The following is a 21,232-nucleotide window of genomic DNA, read 5'->3' as shown; positions in this document are numbered from 1 at the left end:
CCGCCGCCACTGGCTGGGCGTGGCGCTGGTGATCGGCGGCGTGGCTCTGCTGGGGCAGCACACATGAACCCGAGTCGCGGTATCACCTTCGCACTGGGCAGTGTGCTGCTGGTCAGCGCGGCCCAATTGGGTATGCGCTGGAGCATGAGTCACCTGCCACAACCCGAACAATGGCTCATCGCTCCTGTCGACCTGACAGCCGTTGCCGTGGTGCTCGTTGCCATCTTCGCCTACGCGTTGTCGATGCTCTGCTGGCTCGCCGCCCTGCGGGACCTGCCCCTGGGCCGTGCCTACGCATTACTGAGCATCAGCTACGCGCTGGTGTACCTGCTGGCCGCCAGCCTGCCACTGTTCAACGAAGCGTTCAGCCTTACAAAAAGCCTTGGCGTGGCATTGGTCATCCTCGGCGTCATTACCATCAATTCTCGACCTGCTCGTGCGCCCGAATTAAGGAGTGCTCCATGAAAATCAGTGTATTTGGTAGCGGTTATGTTGGCCTGGTGCAGGCAGCGGTGTTGGCGGAAGTCGGCCACGACGTGGTCTGCATGGACGTTGACGAGAAAAAAGTCGAACTGCTCAAACAGGGCCACGTGAGTATTTTCGAACCGGGGCTGGCCAGCCTCGTACGCGAAGGTCTTGACGCCAAGCGGTTGCAGTTCACCAGCGACGAAAAGTTCGCGGTCCAGCACGGACAGGTGCTGTTCATCGCGGTCGGTACTCCGTCCCGGGACGACGGTTCGGCAGACTTGCGCTACGTAATGTCGGTGGGCGAAGCGGTGGCACGGCATCGCGAACAACCGGCGATCCTGGTGGAAAAGTCCACCGTACCGGTCGGCACCGGCGACGCCTTGCGTGCACACATCGACAAATGCCTGCTTAACGCCGGGCGTGTATTGCAGTTCGATATCGTCTCCAATCCGGAGTTCTTGAAAGAAGGTTCGGCCGTGGCCGACTGCCGACGTCCGGACCGTATCGTCGTCGGCTGTGAACGCGACGAAGTGCGTGACGTGATGCGCGACCTGTACTCGCCATTCAACCGCAACCATGAACGCATCATGTTCATGGATCTGCGCAGCGCCGAGCTGACCAAGTACGCCGCCAACTGCATGCTGGCGACCAAGATCAGCTTCATCAACCAGATCGCCGAACTGGCCGAACACCTGGGTGCCGACATCGAATCGGTACGCCTGGGCATCGGCGCCGACTCGCGTATCGGCTACCACTTCATCTACCCCGGCTGCGGCTACGGTGGCTCATGCTTCCCCAAGGACATGCGCGCCCTGATCCACAGTGCCGAGGAGGCCCATTGCTCCAGCGACCTGCTGCAAGCCGTGGAAGCCATCAACGAGCGCCAGAAACACAAGCTGTTCGAACGCATCAATGCGTTCTACAAGGGCGAATTGCGCGGCAGGACCTTTGCCGTGTGGGGCCTGGCGTTCAAGCCAAACACCGACGACATGCGTGATGCACCGAGCCGGGTGTTGCTGGAATCGTTGTGGGCCGCCGGGGCGAATGTCCGTGCGTTCGATCCGGAAGCCATGCAGGAAACCCAGAAGCTGTATCCCGATGAATCGAAACTGATGCTCATGGGTACGCCTGAGTCGGTCTTGTCCGGTGCTGACGCACTGATCATCTGTACCGAATGGCAACAGTTCAAGGCTCCGGACTTCGAGCTGATCCAGCAGCGGCTCAATGCACCGGTGATCTTCGACGGCCGCAACCTGTATGACGCAGACCGTCTGGCACGCATCGGTTTCACCTACTTCCCGATCGGCCGTGGCGAATCGCGCAAATTGCCGATTCCTTACCAGCAATGGCCAACCGAATCAGTGGTCGCCTGAACCTCATGATCCCTCACATCCGCCAACAGTCCCTCGCGCTGGGTCTGTTGGCGCTGTTGTTGTTCTGCGCCGGGATGTACCAGCAGGCGGCCATCGGTTTCGATTCGCGCTTCGTGCTGTTCGCCCAGGAGATGCTGCGCAATGGGCCGTCGTTTTTTCCGACGACCTATGGCCAGCCCTACGCAGACTATTCGGGACTTTCAACGATATTCATCTGGCTGCTTTCGCTGCCGTTCGGCCAGGTCACCAGCCTGACCGCATGGCTGCCGAGCGCCATCGCCGCAGCGGTCATCGTCACCTTGATGTACCGCTTGCTGGCGCCCTATTCCACGCGTTGGGCGCTGCTGAGCATCGCCTTGATGCTGATGACCAACACCTTCATCACTGAAACCCGCGCCGTTTCCCTCGACCTGATGCTCGCGGCCGTCGCGTTCAGCGCGTTCTACCTGGGCTACGCCGCCGATCACTTCACGGCGCCGCGCCGCTGGGGCCTGGTCTTTGCCTTGCTGATGCTGGGCTTCTGGATTCGTGGGCCCATCGGCCTGGTCATTCCTGCGGGGATGCTCTGCAGCTATTTTCTGGTTGGTCGCCAATGGCGGCGGCTGATCGTCTTCGGGTCGCTGGCAGCATTGCTGCTGGCGGTGTGCATCGGTCTGTTGTTGTGGCTGGCAGATGTCAGTGGCGGCCCGGCGTTTTTGCAAGATGTGATTCGCATGCAGTTCATGGGTCGCATGGACGGCACCGAGGGTTCCAACGATTTGCTGTATTACTTCACCAGTTCGGTGGGTAATTACGCACTGGCGTGGCCCTTGGCAGTGCTGGCGCTGATGGCGGTCGGAATCTGCGACCGCCGGGAAACCGGCCCGGTATTGCGCCTGTTGCAATACTGCGTCGCCGCCGGACTGATTGTGATGATTGGCCTCTCGATCCCCCAGGCGAAAAAAGCCCGCTACCTGCTGCCGATGCTGCCCATGGCGGCGATTGTGGCGGCGTATCCGTTCTACGCCACACAGGGTCGATTGTTTGGTTGGCTGCGGGGGTTGATGCAGGGCCTGTGGCTGCTGATCCCGGGCCTGCTGATCGTGGCATTGCTGGTAGTCCGGCGAAAATTCCCCGAGGAAGTGGCTCACCTCACTTCGTTGTTCATCATTCTCGGCCTGCTGCAAGTGATCGCCCTGGCAGTGCTCAAGCGCGCCCGCTGGCGAGCGCAAACACTGGCTCTTTGCGCGGTCCTGGCAATTTGGTCGTTCTACATCCTGCAATTCGAGCCTGTCCAACGACAACTCTACGACACCCGGACCTTCAGCCGCGCCACTGTCGACCTCATGCAAAAAGCCCCCGCGCCGCTGGTGATGCACGCGATGGGCAAAGATGCCAAGGCCATCAAGTTCATGGTCAACATCAAACAGGACCTGCAACCGGTGTTCACCGATTCGCCCCTGGAACTGGAAAACCTCAAAGGGCCTGCGTGGTTGATGATGGACCTGAACGCCTATAAAGCATTGCAAGGCACTGCATTTGGCGCCTTGCCACCCGTGCTGAGCGGGCGGTTCGACAAGAATGATTTTGTGTTGCTGCACCGCCAGTAAATCCTGTAGCAACGACCCAGTGTCCGACTGCTAGAGTAGCGTCCACGATTGGGCTGATGCCGGCCCAATCGAATAAGGACATTCACCCTGTGACCACCTACTCCCCCCTTATCCGCCGCCTGCTGATCTGCTCGCTGACCATCGTCGTCAGCCGTGCCATCACCAGTCCGCTGCTCACACTGTTCGTCAGCGACAAGCTTGGCCTCAATCAACAGGACGTTGGTCTGCTGCTCGGCATCGCCGTATTCGTCGCCACCCTGCTCTCCCTCTACGGTGGCTACATCATCGATCGCTTCGAAAAACGCCGATTGCTTGTTCTGTCGATGGCGTCCAGCGCTATCGGCCTGGTGTTGCTGACCTTTGCTGAAAACCTCTACCTGACCACGATCACCCTGATCGTCACCGAAACCGCCTCATCGCTGTTCCTGATCGGTTCGAAAGCGATTCTCAGCGACAACCTTGCGGTGGGCCAACGCGCCAAGGCGTTTTCCCTGAGCTATACGCTGACCAACATTGGCTACGCTGTCGGGCCGATGCTCGGCGTGCTGATTGCCGGTGCCTTTGCCAGCGCACCATTCCTGGTTGCGGCGGCCATCGCCTTTTTCAGTATTTTCCTGATGACCGGGATCGCGAAGGACCCGGCGCGCTCGTCTGTCACCGGTCAGACTCAGAGTTTTCTCAAAACCCTGATCACCCTGAAAAACGACCGCACACTGATCCTGTTCACCGCTGGCTGCCTGCTCAGCACCGTGGTGCACGGGCGCTTCACGTTTTACCTGTCGCAGTACCTGCTGGTGACCAGTAACCCCCAACACACCATGGAAATCATGGCCGCCCTGCTCGCGTGCAACGCCATCAGTGTGATCTTGTTGCAGTACCAGATCGGGCGCTTCCTCAAACGCGAGCAACTGCGCCAGTGGATTGTTGCCGGTACCGGCCTGTTCATCCTCGGGCTGATCGGCTTCAGCCTGGCAGACAGTCTGGTGAGCTGGTGCGTGGCAATGTTTATCTTCACCCTCGGTGAAATCATTATTTATCCGGCCGAATTTCTCTTCGTCGACACCCTGGCTCCGGAAGAGCTGCGCGGCAGCTACTATGGCGCGCAAAACCTTGCTGCACTTGGCGGTGCGTTGAGTCCGGTGATTTGCGGCTTCATGTTGATGCACACCCCGGCACCGACGATGTTTTATGCCTTGAGTGCACTGGCTGCGCTGGGAGGTTTGCTGTGCTACATAAGCGGCCGACGGGGCAACTTAAAGCAAAATTAATGTACTGAAAGCTCATTAATATGAATTTGTCAGTACCTTGATTGAACGGCACACTGTGCCTGTTCCTCCCCCAATAGTTGGAACACCTTCAAGGGCTTTCTGGGTTTCCCAGCTAAGCCCTTTTTTTGCCTCGATTTTTTTTGCCGGAGTTTTTGTCAAAATGCTTGCTCGCTGGCTGCCCGCCGCCATCAATACCCGTCCCACCGAATGGAGCCGCGCCGCCATCGGCATGGCCCTGGGGACGCTGTTCAGCGTGTGGTGCTGTGGTCAGGTATTCGGCATCGAAGTGGCCCAGCACCTGATCGGCCCACTGGGGGCGTCGGCGGTGCTGTTGTTTGCCGTGTCTTCCGGCGCGCTCGCCCAACCCTGGTCGATTATCGGCGGTTACTTGAGCGCCGGGGTGATTGCGCTGCTGGTGGCCCATGTGTTGGGCCGAACCCTCGGTAGCGCTTGTCTGGCGGCGGGCATGGCGTTGATCCTGATGTGCTGGTTGCGGTGCCTGCATCCACCGGCCGGTGCATTGGCCCTGACCCTGGTATTGGCCGATCCGGCGACCATTGCCATGGACTGGAAAGCCATGGAGCCGGTGATGCTCGGCGCTACGACGCTGCTGCTCAGCGCCCTGGCCTACAACAACCTGACCCGCATTCGCTACCCCAAGGGTGCCAGCGAACCAGTGGTCACGATTCCTGCCGATCACCCGCCGGTGGACCGTCAGGCCATCACCGTCGAAGACCTGAAACTGGCGCTGGCTGACATGGAAGCATTCTATGACGTCACGCCCGAGGACCTGGAACAGTTGATCCAGGCCAGCCAATTGCACGCCAGGCGCCGCAGCGTCAGCGAGGTGTTCGCGCCACGACTGTAAACCACTGATTTGGAGGTTCTTTTGCCGTGGCCCGGCGGTTCTGGCATCCTGCGCCTCCATTTTCTGACCCGGCCCGCCTTCTGGCACGCAAACCACCATGACCGCCTCCGAAAAAGCCCCTGCTCCACGCCACAGCGACCTGATTTACGGCCTCGATGACCGCCCGCATCTGACTGCCACCGTCTTCGCCGCCCTGCAACATGTGCTGGCGAGTTTCGTCGGCATCATCACCCCGACGCTGATCATGGGCAGCGCCCTGGGCCTGCAAAGCGAAATTCCTTATCTGATCAGCATGGCGCTGTTCGTCTCCGGCCTGGGCACCTTCGTCCAGGCGCGGCGCTTCGGCCCGGTGGGTTCGGGCCTGTTGTGCCTGCAAGGCACCAGTTTCTCGTTCATCAGTGTGATTCTCAGTGCCGGCTTCATGGTCAAGGCCCGGGGTGGCGGCACCGATGAGATTCTCTCGACCATCTTCGGTGTGTGCTTTTTTGCCGCGTTCATTGAAGTGGTATTGAGCCAGTTCATCGGCAAGCTGCGCATGCTGATCACCCCGGTGGTGACCGGGACCATCATCACGCTGATGGGCTTGTCGCTGATCAAGGTCGCCATGACTGACATCGCCGGAGGCTTCGGTGCAACGGACCTGGGTGCTGCCAGTCACCTGGCCCTGGCGGCGCTGGTGCTGGGAACCATCGTGGTGTTGAACCGGGTGGACGTGCCGTTTCTGCGCCTGGGGGCGATTGTCATCGGCCTGACCCTGGGCTACGTGGTGGCATGGCTCATGGGCCAGGTGGATTTCAACAGCCTGCCCGAAGTCCCGCTGATGAGCGTACCGGTACCGTTCAAGTACGGGTTCTCTTTCGATTGGGTAGCGTTCATTCCGGTGGCGGTGATCTTCCTCGTTTCGCCACTGGAGGCCGCCGGCGACCTCACGGCCAACTCGATGATCTCCCGGCAACCGGTCAAAGGCCCGGTGTACATTCGCCGGATCAAGTCCGGCCTGCTCGCCGATGGCCTCAACTCGGCCATGGCCGCGGTGTTCAACAGCATGCCGATGGTGACCTTCGCCCAGAACAACGGGGTGATCCAGCTCACGGGCGTGGCCAGTCGCTACGTAGCGTTTTTCATTGCCGGCCTGCTGGTGGTGCTTGGTTTGTTCCCGATGATCGGCGCGGTACTGCAACTGATGCCAAAACCGGTACTGGGCGGCGCGGAACTGGTGATGTTCGGCACCGTCGCCGTGGCCGGGATCAAGATTCTCGCCGAGGCCGGCCTGCATCGGCGCAACATGCTGATCGTGGCGATTTCCGTCGGCATGGGCCTGGGTGTGGCCGCCGTGCCGGAAGTCTTGCGTGAACTGCCCAAGGCTCTGCACAACATTTTCGAATCGCCCATCACCGTCGGCGCACTGTGCGCTATCGTTCTTAATATCTTCCTGCCCGAGGAATTCATCGAACTGGAAGAGGACGAATTCGATCCGGAGGCCTCCGTGCTTCAGGTGATGCAGAACCCCGATGTGACCGCCAGGGATGAACCCGCAACGGCTGCGAGGGTCCCACAATCAAACCGCTAGACGGGCTCCAGGGCTGAGCCGCTGGCGGTTCAGCCTTTTTCCAGATGAGAGCACGTCCATGCGCAGCGTCCACGCAGTCCTGATTTCCCTCCTGCTCTGCCTGAGCGCCTGTTCCTCTCTGCCCAATCGAGACCCGTTGAAAATCAACGTCGTGGGCATCGAGCCCCTGCAAGGCCAGGGCATGGAAGTGCGCTTTGCCGTGAAAATCCGCGTGCAGAACCCCAATGACACCACTATCACCTACAACGGCGTCGCGCTGGACCTGGACATCAACGGCCAGCCATTCGCCTCCGGCGTCAGCGATGAGAGTGGCTCGATCGGGCGTTTTTCCGACACCGTCGTGAGCGTGCCGGTCAGCGTTTCGGCGTTTTCGGTGGTCCGCCAGACCTATGGCATCAGCCAAATGAAACGGCTCAACAACATGCCTTATGTCCTGCGCGGCAAGCTCTCGGGTGGGGTGTTCAACACGATGCGCTTCGTGGACAGTGGCACGCTCAATCTGCCTGGATCGACCACTGGCAACCGTTAAGACCTGCGTTTGATCCGCACCGATGCAGGTCAATTTGTCGGTGTTGCTTTCCCCAGGAAACCTGGAAATCACCCGCGCAGAATGGCTGCTGCGCCGCTGAACCTACTCGGTGTCATTGAGAATCAGGCTGCGGTAGTGCCCCGGATTTGACCCCGACCATTTGCGAAACGCCTTGTAGAACGAACTGACGTCAGCGAACCCAAGCCGCGTGGCGATATCGCTGAAGCTGATCGCGGGCTCCGCCAGCCAGACAATCGCCAGTTCCTTGCGCACGCTGTCCTTGAGACCTTGATAGGTTTGCCCTTCTTCGGCCAGTCGGCGGCGCAAGGTTGAGGCCGACATGCACAGGCGTTGCGCCAGGGCTTCGGTTTCCGGCCAGTGTTCTGCCGGCAAGTGGCGTAGATCGTGTTTGATGCGACTGGCCAGGCTCTGCGGGTCGCGGTATTTGACCAGGATGTTCGCCGGCGCATGAGCCAGGAATCGCTTGAGTTCTTCAGGGCTGCGCTTGATGGGCAGGTCCAGGCAATCGGCGGAGAAAATCATCCGCGTACGCGGACGGTCGAAACGCAGGTTCTCGGAAAACATCACCTGATAGTCATCGCAAAAATCCGGCTTCGAACAGCGCAGTTCGATGGCCAGGATCGGAATCCGTCGTCCTGCCAGCCAGCAGGCAACACCGTGCACGATCATCCAGTAGGTGAAATAGGTGAAGGCCCGGCGCGGGTCTTTGTCGTCCTCCAGCAGGACGATTTCCGCCAGACTTTGCTGGCGCACCAACTGCGCCGGCAAGTGTTCGAGGATCAACGACAGAAACGCCAGGCCGCTGACCAGTCCCGCCGCCACGTTGGGCTGGACCATGGCGCTGCGGCACAGAAACGCAAAACTGCCGGATTTCAGTTTGCGTGGGTCCATGCCAAAAAACTCATCATCCCCGCGCCGTGCCAACAATCGCCACAGACGTGCATAAGCAGTGGCCGGAACGCGGGCATCGGTGCTATCCAACAACTGCGGATCAATGCCAACCTTGATCAACACCTCTTGCGTGGCAATTCCTGGCGCGCAGCTTTGCAACAGTGCCTCACGCACCAGTTGAATGGAGATGGTGTCTTTTTCCGACATGGATCGCGGCAAGCCCTGTTCTTGTTCGAGTGGGGGGCATATTAGCTGAAACCGCCCGCTCAACGCAGATCCCTTGTGGGAGCGGGCTTGCCCGCGAAGGCGTCAGTCGCCGCAGGCTGCGATCTTTTTCAGAGGATGCGATAGAGCAACCGCTCGATCCGCACCCGACTCACGCGTTTGAGGAACTTGGCCACGCCCATAGGGTATTCGGCCAGGGTTTCCAGGTTCTGGAAGTGCTCGATTCGCCGGGTATGCTGGAAAATCTCTGCCAGCTCATTGCGACGCGGCTCCAGCAGTTCGCCATGGGGATCATCGATCAACAAGGCGTTTTCCAGATCGAGTCGAAACGCTCGCGGGTTGAGGTTGTTGCCGGTCAGCAAGGTATAGCGCCGATCGATCCACATGCCCTTGAGGTGATAGGTGTTGTCGCCATCACGCCACAGATGCAGGTTCAACTGGCCGCTGTCGATGTCGCGCTGATGACGCTTGGCAAACCGGCGCAGGCTGATTTCGTACAGGTACGGCAGCGCCGAAATGACCCGGAACGGTTCGCTCGGCGGAATGTAGAAGTCGTTGGCGGTCTTGTCGCCGACCACGATGTCGATCTTCACCCCGCGGGCCAGCGCGCGATTGATCTCGCGGATGATCGCCAGCGGCAGGTTGAAGTACGGTGTGCAAATGGTCAGTTGCTGCTGGGCGCTGGCGATCAGTTCGCAGATCACTCGGTTCAGCGGATTGTTTTTGCCGACGCCGAGCAACGGGCTGACGGACAAACCGGTCCTGTCAGTGCTGCCACGCGTGGTGTCGTACGCCGCGTGCTTGAGGCGGCTGCGCAAGTCACCGATGTCATTGCGCAGGCTGCGGGTGGTCGGCAGGTTCGGCAGGTCGAGGCGGTGCACCGCTTTGGAGGGCAGCAGACCGTGCTGCACCAGGTGGTGCATCGAATCGGCCAGTTCGCGATTGTGCAGCAGGTGATAGCGGTCGTAGCGGTACTTGTCGAACTTGTGCAGATAGACGTTGTTCAGGCTCGCGCCGCTGTAGATCACGCAGTCATCGATCACGAAGCCTTTAAGGTGCAACACACCGAACAGTTCTCGGGTTTGCACCGGGACGCCGTAGACCGGCACTTCGCTGGCATGAGTGCGGGTCATTTCCTGATACCAGGCGGAGTTGCCCGCCTGCTTGCCAGCACCGATCAACCCGCGCTGGGCGCGCAGCCAGTCGACGACCACCACCACGTCCAGTTCCGGACGCGCCAGTTTGGCCGCGTGCAAGGCATCGAGAATTTCCTGGCCGGCTTCATCCTGTTGCAGGTACAGCGCAACGATGTAAATGCGCCGGGTCGCGCTGGCGATTTTCTCCAGCAGGCAACGACGGAATTCGGCAGCGCCGGAGAGGATGCCGACGGCATCGGCCGTCAGCGGAAAACTGCGCAGCTTGGGCAGCAGGGAGCGTTTGAAAAGCGACGGCATAGGGCTCGCAATGGGTCGAATCCGAAGAACCCGTGAGCTTACACCATGCAAAGGTTCGGGTCTTGTTACTGTCTGTAATGACACCATCGCGAGCGAGCTCGCTCCCACAGGGGAACGCATTTCAAATGTAGGAGCGAGCCTGCTCGCGAAGACCATTTATCAGGCACTACAAAAATATCGATTGACCAAGGAGAACGATCATTCTACTGTTAGCCCCATGAACGAAATCACTAGCAATGACACACGCGACATCATTCTGGATGTCACCGAAAAGTTGATCTACAAGAGTGGCATCGCTGCTACTGGCATGGATCTCCTGGTGAAGACCGCCGGCGTCTCCAGAAAAAGCATTTACCGCTACTTCGCCAACAAGGACGAACTGGTCGTGGCCACCCTGCAACGCCGCGATCAACGCTGGATGAACTGGTACCGGAGCGAAGTCAACCAGGCACAAACCCCGGCCGGGCGGCTGCTCAATCTGTTTACCGTACTTGAAACGTGGTTCGCCTCCGAAGGCTTCCGCGGCTGCGCCTTCATCAACACCAGTGGCGAAACCGGCGACCCGCAAGACCCGGTGCGCCTGGTCGCCAGGGAGCATAAACAGAAGCTGCTCGACTACGTGTGCGAGCTGTGTACCGAACATGGTGCCGAGGATCCGCAGATGCTGGCCAGACAGCTGCTGATCCTGATCGATGGTGCCATTACCGTGGCGCTTGTAACGGGTGATCACAGTGCCGCCGATAATGCGCAATGCATGGCGCGAAAGTTATTGGACCTGTAGCAACTCAATCAAGCTCGACAATATGTTTTAACATCAACTTGATACGGAGACTTTAAATGTCTAATGCCGAAATTCGTCCGCCATTGCCCCCTTTCACCCGTGAATCGGCCATCGAGAAAGTTCGCCTGGCTGAAGACGGCTGGAACTCCCGCGACCCGGAGCGCGTGTCCCTGGCCTACACCCTGGACACCCAATGGCGCAATCGCGCCGAGTTCGCCCACAACCGCGAAGAAGCCAAAGGTTTCCTGACCCGCAAATGGGCCAAGGAGCTGGATTATCGGCTGATCAAGGAACTCTGGGCATTTACCGACAACCGCATCGCCGTGCGTTATACCTATGAATGGCACGATGATTCCGGTAACTGGTTCCGCTCCTACGGCAACGAAAACTGGGAGTTCAACGAGGACGGCCTGATGGCCCGCCGCTTCGCTTGTATCAATGACATGCCGATCAAGGAAAGCGAGCGCAAATTCCACTGGCCGCTGGGGCGCCGTCCTGACGATCATCCGAGCCTGTCGGATCTGGGCTTGTAATTTAAATCCACACTAATCCCTGTGGGAGCGAGCTTGCTCGCGATAGCGGTGTGTCAGCCAACATTTATGCTGGATCTGACGGCCTCTTCGCGAGCAAGCTCGCTCCCACATTGGTTTTGTGTTGTGCAGGTGGTTAAGATGCTGCCCTTCCCCGCAGCCTCTTTCTGCACCCGCCGAATAAGCCGATCCCATGCCTTTCGAACTCAGCGTTGACCTCTCCACCCTGGCCATCCTGGCCCTTGTCGCTTTTGTTGCCGGCTTCATCGATGCCATTGCCGGTGGCGGTGGTCTGTTGACCACCCCCGCCTTGCTCACGGCCGGCCTGCCGCCGCATCTGGTGCTGGGCACCAACAAACTCAGTTCGACCTTCGGCTCGGCCGTCGCCAGTTTCACCTTCTACCGACGCAAGCTGTTCCATCCAGCACAATGGATTCATGCCATCGTCGGCACCCTGGTCGGTGCACTGACCGGCGCCGTGGTCGCGCATTACCTGCCGGCGGAATGGCTGAACAAAATGCTGCCGGTGATCGTCTTCGCCTGCGGTGTTTATCTGTTGTTTGGCGGCACGCCGAAAGCGCCACTGGACAGCAACGCACCGATCAAGAAAACGTGGCAGTCGACCCAAGGCTTCAGCCTCGGCTTCTATGACGGCGTGGCCGGTCCCGGTACGGGCGCGTTCTGGACCGTGAGCAGCCTGCTGCTCTACCCCATCGACCTGGTGAAGGCCAGCGGTGTGGCGCGCAGCATGAACTTCGTCAGCAACGCAGCGGCGCTGTCGATCTTCATCTTTTCCGGTCAGGTGGACTGGATCATCGGCCTGTGCATGGGCTCGTCGTTGATGGTCGGCGCCTTCTTCGGCGCCCGCACCGCCATCAGCGGCGGCGCGAAATTCATTCGTCCGGTGTTCATCACCGTGGTGCTGGGCCTGACCGTGCGCCTAGCCTGGCAGCACTGGTTCAGCGTGGCCTAAACGCCGCGCCACATAGACGTCGATCAGGTAACGGGCAATCGAGCGTGACGCCGGCAACGGCGGCAAGTCGCGAATGTTGAACCACTGGGCGTCCTCGATCTCGTCCTCTTGGCAGATGATCTCGCCACTGGCGTATTCGGCATGAAAACCAAGCATCATCGAATGCGGGAACGGCCAGCACTGGCTGCCCAGGTACTGGATGTTCCTGACCTCGATGCTCACCTCTTCACGGACCTCGCGAATCAGGCAGTCCTCGGCCGATTCACCCGGCTCGGCAAACCCGGCCAGGGTGCTGTAGACGCCGCTGACAAAACGCGGTGAGCGTGCCAACAGCACTTCATCACCTCGAGTCACCAGTACGATCATGCTCGGCGAAATCCGTGGGTAGCTGCGCAGATCGCACGGCTGGCAATACATTGCCCGTTCGCGCGGCACCTGGGTCATGGCCTGACCGCAGTTACCGCAAAAGCGGTGCTCGCGGGCCCAGGTGCCGATCTGCGCGGCGTAACCGAGTACCTTGTAGATCGTGTGATCGCCTTCCAGCATGAACGCCCGCAGGCCTTTCCAGTTGCAACCCGGCACTTCGCTGTGATTGCGCAGCTCCAGCAGGTAGACCGGCTCGCCGTCCAGATGACCGATGCCATGTTCGGCGAGGATCGCCAGGTCCTGACGCTTGAGCCATTCGCGCGGAAACAGAGCGCCATTGTCATCGAACAGAAAGCCTTCGGGGCTGCGCGCAATGGCCCAGCCGCCGGGTTGATCGGTGTCCAGTACTGCGGTGGTCCAGCGAGGAATCATGGTTAATCAATCCAGAAATTCGGGTTTCTGTTTGCTCATATGGGCGGCTATGGCCACGCGCAGATCGGTGGATTGCAGCATGGCGGCGTTCCAGGTAGCGACGTATTCAAGGCCGTCATCGATGCGATGGTCACGCATGTAGCTGATCATCTCTTTGGTGCCGGTGACGGCGATCGGCGACTTGCTGGCGATTTCACGGGCAATGCCCATGACGCCGTCGAGCAGGCTGGCGTTGTCGCTGTAGACGCGATTGACCAGCCCCATGCCCCGCGCTTCGTCGGCGCCGAACGTGCGACCAGTGTAAGCCAGTTCGCGCAGCATGCCGTCACCGATGATCCGCGGCAAGCGTTGCAACGTGCCGACGTCGGCGGCCATGCCGATGTCGATTTCCTTGATCGAAAATTGTGCATCCTCGGCGGCATAACGCATGTCGCACGCGGCAATCAGGTCGATGGCGCCACCCAGGCAGTAACCCTGTATGGCCGCAAGTACCGGTTTGCGACAGTTATCGACCGCGTTGAACGACGCTTGCAAGGTAAGGATCTTGCGCCGCAACAGGCGCGCATTGCGCCCCACGTCCTTGCCCAATTCATTGGCCACACCGGCCAGCATCATCAGGTCGATACCCGAGGAAAAATGCTTGCCTGCCCCGCTGAGGACCACCACGCGCACTTCATCGGTGTCGTCGATCCACTGGAAGATCTCGACGATCTCACTCCAGAACGCAGCGTTCATCGAGTTGATCTTCTCCGGGCGGTTAATCTGCACGTGGGCGATTTTATCGACCAGTTCGACGTTGAACGCGCTGTACTGAGACATGCCGGTGATCCTTTTGCGGGCAAAAATGAGGCCCGAACTATAACAAGGCACCAAGGTGGGCAGTAAGGCAGTGGTTCGGCCAAATGCGGGACTTGTCAGCACGCACCATAACAGTGCAAAGCCCTCAAAGCGCGTCGCACATTTATGTGACTGCCCAGTGACTTTTTGAGGCCAAAACGCAAAAAAACATGCACTTCGTCGGCGCGTTTGCACCTCGATCAGGCACGTCCGTACCGCTACAAACCGATTGTCGAACAATTTTGCCATCTGGCCTTTACCGCTCTAAGTTCTGGCCTAGACTCATTTTCTCAAGACGAAACCGGTTGGTCACAAAGTGGAAAAATAGTCGAAACTTTTTCCAATCCCGATCGGTCCTCTGAAAAGAAGGTGCGTTGCGACTGGTGCAATCTTTGCAATGGCTCATTCACCCCTTTTGCTTCGACGCATTGGGCAGCGCTTGCTCACTGATGCGTAGCGCGTTTGCGCCCGGCCACGGGAATTGGCCATGAAACACCGTTTGCCAGACCTAAGAATTAGATCAACAACACGGGAGATTCATATGATCAGTACGGCTTTGGAAATACAGGGAGAGCGTGCTCATCAGGTCGGCGAGTCGAGCGCCGTAACTGCCGCAAACACCCAACCCGTCAGCGTTCCTGGCACCAGGACGCCGACCCCGGTAGCCAAGCAGAATCCGAACCGTAAAAAAGTGTTGTTCGTCACCTCGGAAATTGCCGACCTGGTGAAAACCGGTGGCCTGGGCGACGTTTCCGCGGCGCTGCCACGGGCCATGGCCCACCTGCACGATGTGCGGGTACTGATCCCGGGTTACCCGCAGGTACTGCACAGCGAGAACCCCATTCATATCATCGGTGAGCTCGGCGGTCATGCGGCGTTGCCACCGTGCAAGATCGGGCGCATGGACATGCCCGACGGTCTGGTCATTTACGTGTTGATCTGCCCCGAGCTCTACGAGCGCGAAGGTTCGCCCTACGGCGCCAACAACGGCCGCGACTGGCCGGACAACCATATCCGTTTCGCCCGCCTAGGCCTGGCAGCTGCCGATATTGCCGCCAACCTCGCGCAAATCCACTGGTGCCCGGACCTGGTGCACGCCCACGACTGGCCAGCTGGCCTGGCCCCGGCCTACATGCACTGGCGTGGGCAGCGCACGCCGACGCTATTCACCATTCACAACCTGGCCTATCAAGGCGTGATCAGCCTGGGTTCGTGCCCCGAACTGGGCATTCCCCATCACGCGCTGCAACAGGAAGGCATGGAGTTCTACGGCAAGATGTCGTTCCTCAAGGCCGGCATGGCCTATTCGAGCCACATCACCACGGTCAGCGCGACCTACGCCCAGGAAATCACCACCCCGGACTTCGGCTGCGGTCTCGACGGTTTTCTCGCCGCCAAGACCCAGCAAGGCCTGCTCAGCGGAATTCCCAACGGCATCGATGAAAGCTGGGATGCGGCGACCGACCCGCACCTGTTCTGCCCGTTCGAAATCGGCGACTGGGACGGCAAGGCCGTGAACGCTGCCCATGTGCGCGAGCTGTTCGGCCTGCAAGACTCCGAAGGGCCGCTGTTCGCAGTGGTTTCGCGTCTGGTCTACCAGAAAGGCCTGGACCTCACCGAAGCGGTCTCCGAGTACATCGTCAGAAACGGCGGGCAGATCGCGATCATCGGCCGTGGCGAACCGGAAGAAGAACAGTCAATGCGTGAACTGGCTTTGCGCTTCCCGGGGCAAATCGGCGTGCGCATCGGCTTCAACGAAACCGACGCCCGGCGCATGTTCGCGGGCAGCGATTTCCTGCTGATGCCTTCGCGTTACGAGCCGTGCGGCCTGAGCCAGATGTACGCCCAGCGCTTCGGTTCGTTGCCGGTAGCGCGCAATACCGGTGGCCTGGCCGACACCATCGAAAACGGCGTGACCGGTTTCCTGTTCGATGAATCCACAGTGCAGAGCTACCAGGAAGCCCTGAGCCGCGCGTTCAAGGTGTTCGCCTTCCCCGACCTGCTGCATGCCATGCGCTGCCGGGCCATGGCAGCGCCGTTCAACTGGTGCAAGGCGGTCGAACCCTACGCCGAGCTCTATGAACAGCTTGTGGCTAAGGCATTGGGGAAATCGAACAAACAGTAAGAGGCTTTCAAGATGCCGTTACGGACCCTTGAGACCTGGCCCCACGGCGCAATCATGCTGGATGCCGAGCACACGCGATTCGCGTTGTGGGCGCCAGATGCGTTCTACGTCAGTGTCGAACTGGAAAATGGACAGTCCTTGCCGTTGCTGCCCCAGGCCGACGGCTGGTTCGTGAGCAACACTCGCTGCCCGGCAGGCACGCGTTACCGCTACAGCATCGACGGTGAGCTGGAGGTGCCTGACCCTGCCTCCCGCGCTCAGGCCGGCGATATCGACCGGCACAGTGTGGTGGTCGATCCGTTGGCCTATGCGTGGCAACACAGTGCATGGCTGGGACGCCCGTGGAACGAGGCGGTGATCTACGAGTTGCACGTCGGTGCGCTCGGCGGCTTCAGTGCCGTCGAGACGCATCTGGCGCGGCTGGTCGAACTGGGCGTCACCGCGATCGAACTGATGCCCATCGCGCAGTTTCCCGGTGAGCGTAATTGGGGTTATGACGGCGTCCTGCCCTACGCACCCCAGGCTTCATACGGCTCACCCGAACAACTCAAGCACTTGATCGACACCGCCCACGGCCACGGCCTGGCGGTAATTCTCGACGTGGTCTACAACCACTTCGGCCCGGACGGTAATTACCTGCATCGTTATGCCAAGGGTTTCTTCCGCGAAGACCAACACACTCCGTGGGGTGCGGCCATCGATTTCCGCTGCCGCGAAGTGCGGGACTTTTTCATCGAAAACGCCTTGATGTGGCTGCTGGAATACCGCTTCGACGGTTTGCGCCTGGACGCGGTGCACGCCATCGAAGACCCGGATTTCCTTCAGGAACTGGCGCGACGGGTGCGCGAGCAGACGGGACCGGCACGGCATGTCTGGCTGATGGTGGAGAACGAACACAACCAGGCCAGCCTGCTCGAACAGGGTTACGACGGGCAATGGAATGACGACGGCCACAACGCCTTGCATGTCTTGCTGACCGGCGAAACCGATGCCTATTACGCCGACTTCGCGCACAACCCCACCGAACAACTGGCGCGCTGCCTGAACCAGGGTTTCGCGTTCCAGGGCCATCTCAACCGCCATGGTGTGGCGCGGGGTGAACCCAGCGGGCATTTGCCCCCCGGCGCATTCATTTTGTTTTTGCAAAATCATGATCAGATCGGCAATCGCGCCTTCGGCGAGCGCCTGCATCAACTCGCCCACCCGCAAGCGCTGCGGGCCGCCACGGTGTTGCTGCTGTTGTCGCCGATGATTCCGCTGCTGTTCATGGGCGACGAGTTTGCCGTCGAACAACCCTTCCTGTTCTTCACCAGCCATCATGGTGAACTGGCGAAGCGGGTACGCGACGGCCGGCGCAACGAGTTCGCTGCGCTTAGCGCGTTTGCGGACCCTGACCTGCGCGAACACATTCCGGACCCGAATGATCCGCAGACGTTTGCAGCGTCCCGCCCTGTCCTGCCATCGACCGGCCATTGCGAGATGCACGACCTGTATTGCCGGCTGTTACAGATCCGTCACCGGCACATCATCCCGCGCCTGCCGGGCGCCCAGGCACTGGGCAGCGACGTGCTGGGCGAAGGCGCAGTCAGCGCAGCCTGGCGTTTGGGCGACGGCAGCCAATTGCGCATTGACCTGAACCTCAGCGACAGGCCCGTAGTCCACACCTCACAGTCCGGCGCCGTGCAGTTGTTCGAATACCCGCCACAGAGCACCGACCTGCTGGCCCAAGGCACCCTTGCCCCGTATTGCGCGCTCGTCAGCCTCGCCGCTGCAGCCCCCCTTGCTACCTCGTATGGAGAGCGACCATGAGTGATGCGCAACTGGAAATTCTGGCCAGCCGTGCCGGCCTCGCGGTCGACTGGATCGACGCCAACGGCCGCCCGCAAAAAGTCGCGCCTTCGGTGTTGCGCAACGTGCTGACCGGCCTTGGCCACCCGGCCGGCAGTGCCCAGGAAATCGACGCCAGCCTGCTGGAATTGCAGACGGCGCAACAGACCAGTCACTTGCCGCCATTGATGACCGCCGATATCGGGGCGGGCCTGGACCTGGCGCGTTATTTCGAGCCTGGAACCCCTTGCGAAATCCACCTCGAAGACGGTTCGCGACTCAACCTGAAACTGGACGCCAGCGCGGTGTTGCCGGGATTGGTACCGGTCGGCTATCAACAGGTCAGCATCGACGGACAAACCTTCACCCTGGCCGTGGCCCCGTCCCGTTGCTACAGCGTGGCCGATGCCGTGGATAATCCGATCCCGCGTGCCTGGGGCCTGAGCGTGCAGCTGTATGGATTGCGCCGCCCCGGCGATGGCGGGTTTGGTGACACCCAGGCACTGGAAGACCTCGCCCGGGTGGCCGGTGAGCGTGGCGCCGAAGCGCTGGCGATCAGCCCGTTGCATGCGATGTTTTCCAGTGACACCCAACGCTACAGCCCGTATTCGCCGTCCAGCCGTTTGTTTCTCAACAGCCTTTACTGCGCTCCCGGCGCCATTCTCGGCGAACGCGCACTGCGTGCCGCCATTGATGCAACCGGACTGGAAAAAGAACTCAAGGACCTGGAAGAGCGTCCGTTGATCGACTGGCCGGCCGCCGCCGAAGCCAAGCATCGGTTGTTGCAGTCGCTGTACGAAGGCTTCGTCCTCGGCGAACACCCGTTGCACGAAGACTTCAGCAGCTTTCGTCACGCCGCTGGCGAAGCCCTGGAAAACCACTGCCGCTTCGAGGCGATCCAGGAGGCTCGCGCCGCCTGCGGTGAACACCTCGACTGGCGGCAATGGCCCGAACCCTGGCGTAACCCGCGCAGCGCCGAACTGGCGGCATTTGCCGAAGAAAATGCCGGGCGCATCAGCTTCTTCGCTTTCTGTCAGTGGCTGATCACTCGCTGCCTGGAGCGCGCGCAAACCGCCGCCCGCGCCAGCGGCATGAGTATCGGCCTGATCGCCGACCTGGCCGTCGGCGCCGATGGCGGCGGCAGCCAGGCCTGGAGCCGTCAGGACGAACTGCTCGCCTCCCTCACCGTCGGTGCGCCGCCGGACATTCTCAACCGCAGCGGCCAGGGCTGGGGGATTTCCGCGTTCTCCCCTGAAGGCCTGGTGCGCAATGGCTTCCGGGCCTTCATCGAAATGCTGCGGGCCAATTTCGCCCATTCCGGTGGCTTGCGCATCGACCACGTCATGGGCTTGCAGCGTTTGTGGGTGATCCCCAACGGCTCGCCGCCGGCCGACGGTGCTTATCTGTATTACCCGGTGGACGATCTGCTGCGTCTGCTGACCCTGGAATCCCATCGCCATCAAGCCATCGTCCTCGGCGAAGATCTCGGCACCGTGCCGGACGGCCTGCGGGAAAAACTCATCGCCCGTTCGATACTCGGCATGCGGGTATTGCTGTTCGAACAGGACAACACGCACTTCAAACCCATCCTCGACTGGCCGGACAACGCCCTGGCGACCACCAGCACCCATGACCTGCCCACCCTCAACGGCTGGTGGCATGGCCGCGATATCGACTGGAACGCCCGGCTCGGCATGGTCGATGCCAGCGCTGAAATCGAATGGCGCCAACACCGCGAACGTGAGCGCGAAGGCCTGCGCCGGGCGTTGAGCCAGGACCCGCAAAACTTTCGTGAAGAGTCCCACGAAACCGATCAGGTGCTCGATGCCAGCGTGCGTTTTCTCGGTCATACCCGGTCGCCGTTGGTGCTGTTGCCACTGGAAGATGCCCTTGGCGTGGAACAACAGGCCAATCTGCCCGGCACGATTGATACACACCCCAACTGGTCGCGGCGCTTGGCCGGTTACAGCGAAGCCCTGCTCGATGGACCGGATGCGGCACGACGTCTGGAACTGCTCGCCTGCGCGCGGCTTCAGGCGGCCGAGCGTGATCGATGACTCAAGCACCGACCCGCCCGCTGCGCGCCACTTTGCGGCTGCAATTTCATAAAGGCTTCACGCTGGAAGATGCAGTGCCACTGGTGCCGTATTTCGCCCGCCTCGGCATCAGCCATGTCTATGCCTCCCCGCTGTTGCGCGCCCGCGCCGGGTCCACGCATGGCTATGACGTGGTGGACCCGACCAGGGTCAACCCGGAACTGGGTGGTGAGGCGGCGCTGCGCAGCCTGGTCAGTGCCTTGCACGGGCAGAACATGGGCTTGATCCTCGATATCGTCTCCAACCATATGGCAGTCGGCGGCAGTGATAATCCCTGGTGGCTGGATTTGTTGGAGTGGGGGCGCCTGAGCCCCTACGGCGAGTTTTTCGATATCCAGTGGCACTCCCCCGATCCGTTGATGGAAGGCCAGTTGCTCCTGCCGTTTCTGGGCAGCGACTACGGCGTCGCGCTGCAGGACGGCACCCTGCCCTTGCGATTCGATGCCTGGCACGGCACGTTCCATGTCGAGCACTACGAACACCGCTTTCCCATTTGTCCCAGCGATTACGGCGAGTTGCTCAGGGTCGATGCACCGCTTGATGCGCAACAGGCCGAACAACTCAAGACCCTGGCCGATCGCTTCAGCACCCTGAGCTACCAGACCGACGCCCGCAGCCTGGCCATGCCGCTCAAAGCAGAGCTTCGCGATCTGGTCAGCGATCCGCTCATTGCTCAAGCCATTGAGCAACACTCGAAAAACTACGACTCACTCACCGGCGAAGGCTTCCAGCGCCTGCACAACCTGCTGGAACGCCAGAGCTATCGCCTCGCCAGCTGGCGCACGGCCGCCGACGACATCAACTGGCGGCGCTTCTTTGATATCAATGAACTCGGCGGACTGCGCGTCGAGCGTCCCGCCGTGTTCGAAGCCACCCACGCGAAGATCTTCCAACTGGTGGCTGAAGGGCTGATCGACGGGTTGCGCATCGACCACATCGACGGCCTCGCCGACCCGCGAGGCTACTGCCGAAAACTGCGCCGCCGGGTGGACAGTCTGTCGGCGGGCCG

At 60.6% G+C, this 21,232-nt stretch carries 18 protein-coding genes; 14 read left to right on the top strand and 4 right to left on the bottom strand.

Going from position 1 to position 21,232, the window contains the following annotated elements:
- Nucleotides 1-63 precede the first annotated feature (63 nt).
- The 7 genes from arnF (at nt 64) to PMI29_RS10120 (ending at nt 7,665) form a co-directional block, all read left to right on the top strand.
- On the top strand, nt 64-465 hold the full coding sequence (gene arnF / locus PMI29_RS10090; RefSeq protein ID WP_008000370.1) for a 4-amino-4-deoxy-L-arabinose-phosphoundecaprenol flippase subunit ArnF: 402 nt from the start codon (nt 64-66) through the stop codon (nt 463-465).
- The gene (locus PMI29_RS10095) at nt 462-1,841 is read left to right on the top strand and encodes a UDP-glucose dehydrogenase family protein (protein WP_008000368.1); all 1,380 of its coding nucleotides are present in this window, start codon (nt 462-464) and stop codon (nt 1,839-1,841) included. Before arnF ends, PMI29_RS10095 begins: the two co-directional genes overlap by 4 nt.
- Nucleotides 1,842-1,846: 5 nt before the next feature.
- Complete coding sequence (locus PMI29_RS10100; RefSeq protein WP_443216458.1) at nt 1,847-3,430, top strand: ArnT family glycosyltransferase; 1,584 nt, start codon at nt 1,847-1,849, stop codon at nt 3,428-3,430.
- An 89-nt stretch (nt 3,431-3,519) separates the two neighbouring features.
- The gene (locus tag PMI29_RS10105; RefSeq protein WP_008000364.1) at nt 3,520-4,698 is read left to right on the top strand and encodes an MFS transporter; all 1,179 of its coding nucleotides are present in this window, start codon (nt 3,520-3,522) and stop codon (nt 4,696-4,698) included.
- 160 nt (nt 4,699-4,858) lie between these two features.
- On the top strand, nt 4,859-5,566 hold the full coding sequence (locus tag PMI29_RS10110) for an HPP family protein (protein WP_008000363.1): 708 nt from the start codon (nt 4,859-4,861) through the stop codon (nt 5,564-5,566).
- Nucleotides 5,567-5,663: 97 nt separating this feature from the next.
- On the top strand, nt 5,664-7,136 hold the full coding sequence (locus PMI29_RS10115; protein ID WP_008000361.1) for a nucleobase:cation symporter-2 family protein: 1,473 nt from the start codon (nt 5,664-5,666) through the stop codon (nt 7,134-7,136).
- Between the two features lie 58 nt (nt 7,137-7,194).
- Complete coding sequence (locus PMI29_RS10120; RefSeq protein WP_008000359.1) at nt 7,195-7,665, top strand: LEA type 2 family protein; 471 nt, start codon at nt 7,195-7,197, stop codon at nt 7,663-7,665.
- 102 nt (nt 7,666-7,767) lie between these two features.
- Here PMI29_RS10120 and PMI29_RS10125 read toward each other — a convergent pair whose 3' ends face one another.
- Nucleotides 7,768-8,784 (bottom strand): AraC family transcriptional regulator, encoded by a 1,017-nt coding sequence (locus PMI29_RS10125; protein ID WP_008000356.1) that lies wholly within the window; start codon nt 8,782-8,784, stop codon nt 7,768-7,770.
- 128 nt (nt 8,785-8,912) lie between these two features.
- Nucleotides 8,913-10,256, bottom strand: coding sequence for a CDP-diacylglycerol--serine O-phosphatidyltransferase (gene pssA / locus PMI29_RS10130; protein WP_008000354.1), 1,344 nt, complete (start codon nt 10,254-10,256; stop codon nt 8,913-8,915).
- Between the two features lie 217 nt (nt 10,257-10,473).
- Here pssA and PMI29_RS10135 point away from each other — a divergent pair, with 217 nt between their 5' ends.
- The 3 genes from PMI29_RS10135 (at nt 10,474) to PMI29_RS10145 (ending at nt 12,540) form a co-directional block, all read left to right on the top strand.
- Complete coding sequence (locus PMI29_RS10135) at nt 10,474-11,037, top strand: TetR/AcrR family transcriptional regulator (RefSeq protein ID WP_008000352.1); 564 nt, start codon at nt 10,474-10,476, stop codon at nt 11,035-11,037.
- 56 nt (nt 11,038-11,093) lie between these two features.
- Entirely contained in the window at nt 11,094-11,570 is a 477-nt protein-coding gene (locus PMI29_RS10140; protein WP_008000351.1) for a nuclear transport factor 2 family protein, read from the top strand.
- Between the two features lie 190 nt (nt 11,571-11,760).
- The gene (locus PMI29_RS10145) at nt 11,761-12,540 is read left to right on the top strand and encodes a TSUP family transporter (RefSeq protein ID WP_008000349.1); all 780 of its coding nucleotides are present in this window, start codon (nt 11,761-11,763) and stop codon (nt 12,538-12,540) included.
- Here PMI29_RS10145 and nudC read toward each other — a convergent pair.
- The gene (nudC, locus tag PMI29_RS10150) at nt 12,508-13,338 is read right to left on the bottom strand and encodes an NAD(+) diphosphatase (RefSeq protein WP_008000347.1); all 831 of its coding nucleotides are present in this window, start codon (nt 13,336-13,338) and stop codon (nt 12,508-12,510) included. The genes PMI29_RS10145 and nudC overlap by 33 nt on opposite strands.
- 6 nt (nt 13,339-13,344) lie before the next feature.
- Nucleotides 13,345-14,157, bottom strand: coding sequence for a crotonase/enoyl-CoA hydratase family protein (locus PMI29_RS10155; protein WP_008000345.1), 813 nt, complete (start codon nt 14,155-14,157; stop codon nt 13,345-13,347).
- A 559-nt stretch (nt 14,158-14,716) separates the two neighbouring features.
- Here PMI29_RS10155 and glgA point away from each other — a divergent pair.
- The 4 genes from glgA to PMI29_RS10175 form a co-directional block, all read left to right on the top strand.
- Entirely contained in the window at nt 14,717-16,300 is a 1,584-nt protein-coding gene (gene glgA / locus PMI29_RS10160; protein WP_008000344.1) for a glycogen synthase GlgA, read from the top strand.
- Between the two features lie 12 nt (nt 16,301-16,312).
- The gene (gene treZ / locus PMI29_RS10165) at nt 16,313-18,109 is read left to right on the top strand and encodes a malto-oligosyltrehalose trehalohydrolase (protein WP_008000342.1); all 1,797 of its coding nucleotides are present in this window, start codon (nt 16,313-16,315) and stop codon (nt 18,107-18,109) included.
- On the top strand, nt 18,106-20,184 hold the full coding sequence (gene malQ / locus PMI29_RS10170) for a 4-alpha-glucanotransferase (protein ID WP_008000340.1): 2,079 nt from the start codon (nt 18,106-18,108) through the stop codon (nt 20,182-20,184). The genes treZ and malQ overlap by 4 nt, the downstream gene beginning before the upstream one ends.
- On the top strand, nt 20,181-21,232 hold a 1,052-nt coding region (locus PMI29_RS10175), incomplete at its 3' end, for an alpha-amylase family glycosyl hydrolase (RefSeq protein ID WP_008000337.1). The genes malQ and PMI29_RS10175, both read left to right, overlap by 4 nt.

Source organism: Pseudomonas sp. GM49 (genome assembly GCF_000282355.1).
GTDB lineage: Bacteria > Pseudomonadota > Gammaproteobacteria > Pseudomonadales > Pseudomonadaceae > Aquipseudomonas.
This window is presented reverse-complemented; position numbering and strand designations above follow the sequence as displayed.

Bases quoted from the DNA above. Each gene is read 5' to 3' on its own strand.
- arnF (WP_008000370.1), top strand. From the start codon at position 64: ATGAACCCGAGTCGCGGTATCACCTTCGCACTGGGCAGTGTGCTGCTG.
- PMI29_RS10095 (WP_008000368.1), top strand. From the start codon at position 462: ATGAAAATCAGTGTATTTGGTAGCGGTTATGTTGGCCTGGTGCAGGCA.
- PMI29_RS10100 (WP_443216458.1), top strand. From the start codon at position 1,847: ATGATCCCTCACATCCGCCAACAGTCCCTCGCGCTGGGTCTGTTGGCG.
- PMI29_RS10110 (WP_008000363.1), top strand. From the start codon at position 4,859: ATGCTTGCTCGCTGGCTGCCCGCCGCCATCAATACCCGTCCCACCGAA.
- PMI29_RS10115 (WP_008000361.1), top strand. From the start codon at position 5,664: ATGACCGCCTCCGAAAAAGCCCCTGCTCCACGCCACAGCGACCTGATT.
- PMI29_RS10120 (WP_008000359.1), top strand. From the start codon at position 7,195: ATGCGCAGCGTCCACGCAGTCCTGATTTCCCTCCTGCTCTGCCTGAGC.
- PMI29_RS10125 (WP_008000356.1), bottom strand. From the start codon at position 8,784: ATGTCGGAAAAAGACACCATCTCCATTCAACTGGTGCGTGAGGCACTG.
- pssA (WP_008000354.1), bottom strand. From the start codon at position 10,256: ATGCCGTCGCTTTTCAAACGCTCCCTGCTGCCCAAGCTGCGCAGTTTT.
- PMI29_RS10135 (WP_008000352.1), top strand. From the start codon at position 10,474: ATGAACGAAATCACTAGCAATGACACACGCGACATCATTCTGGATGTC.
- PMI29_RS10140 (WP_008000351.1), top strand. From the start codon at position 11,094: ATGTCTAATGCCGAAATTCGTCCGCCATTGCCCCCTTTCACCCGTGAA.
- PMI29_RS10145 (WP_008000349.1), top strand. From the start codon at position 11,761: ATGCCTTTCGAACTCAGCGTTGACCTCTCCACCCTGGCCATCCTGGCC.
- nudC (WP_008000347.1), bottom strand. From the start codon at position 13,338: ATGATTCCTCGCTGGACCACCGCAGTACTGGACACCGATCAACCCGGC.
- PMI29_RS10155 (WP_008000345.1), bottom strand. From the start codon at position 14,157: ATGTCTCAGTACAGCGCGTTCAACGTCGAACTGGTCGATAAAATCGCC.
- glgA (WP_008000344.1), top strand. From the start codon at position 14,717: ATGATCAGTACGGCTTTGGAAATACAGGGAGAGCGTGCTCATCAGGTC.
- treZ (WP_008000342.1), top strand. From the start codon at position 16,313: ATGCCGTTACGGACCCTTGAGACCTGGCCCCACGGCGCAATCATGCTG.
- malQ (WP_008000340.1), top strand. From the start codon at position 18,106: ATGAGTGATGCGCAACTGGAAATTCTGGCCAGCCGTGCCGGCCTCGCG.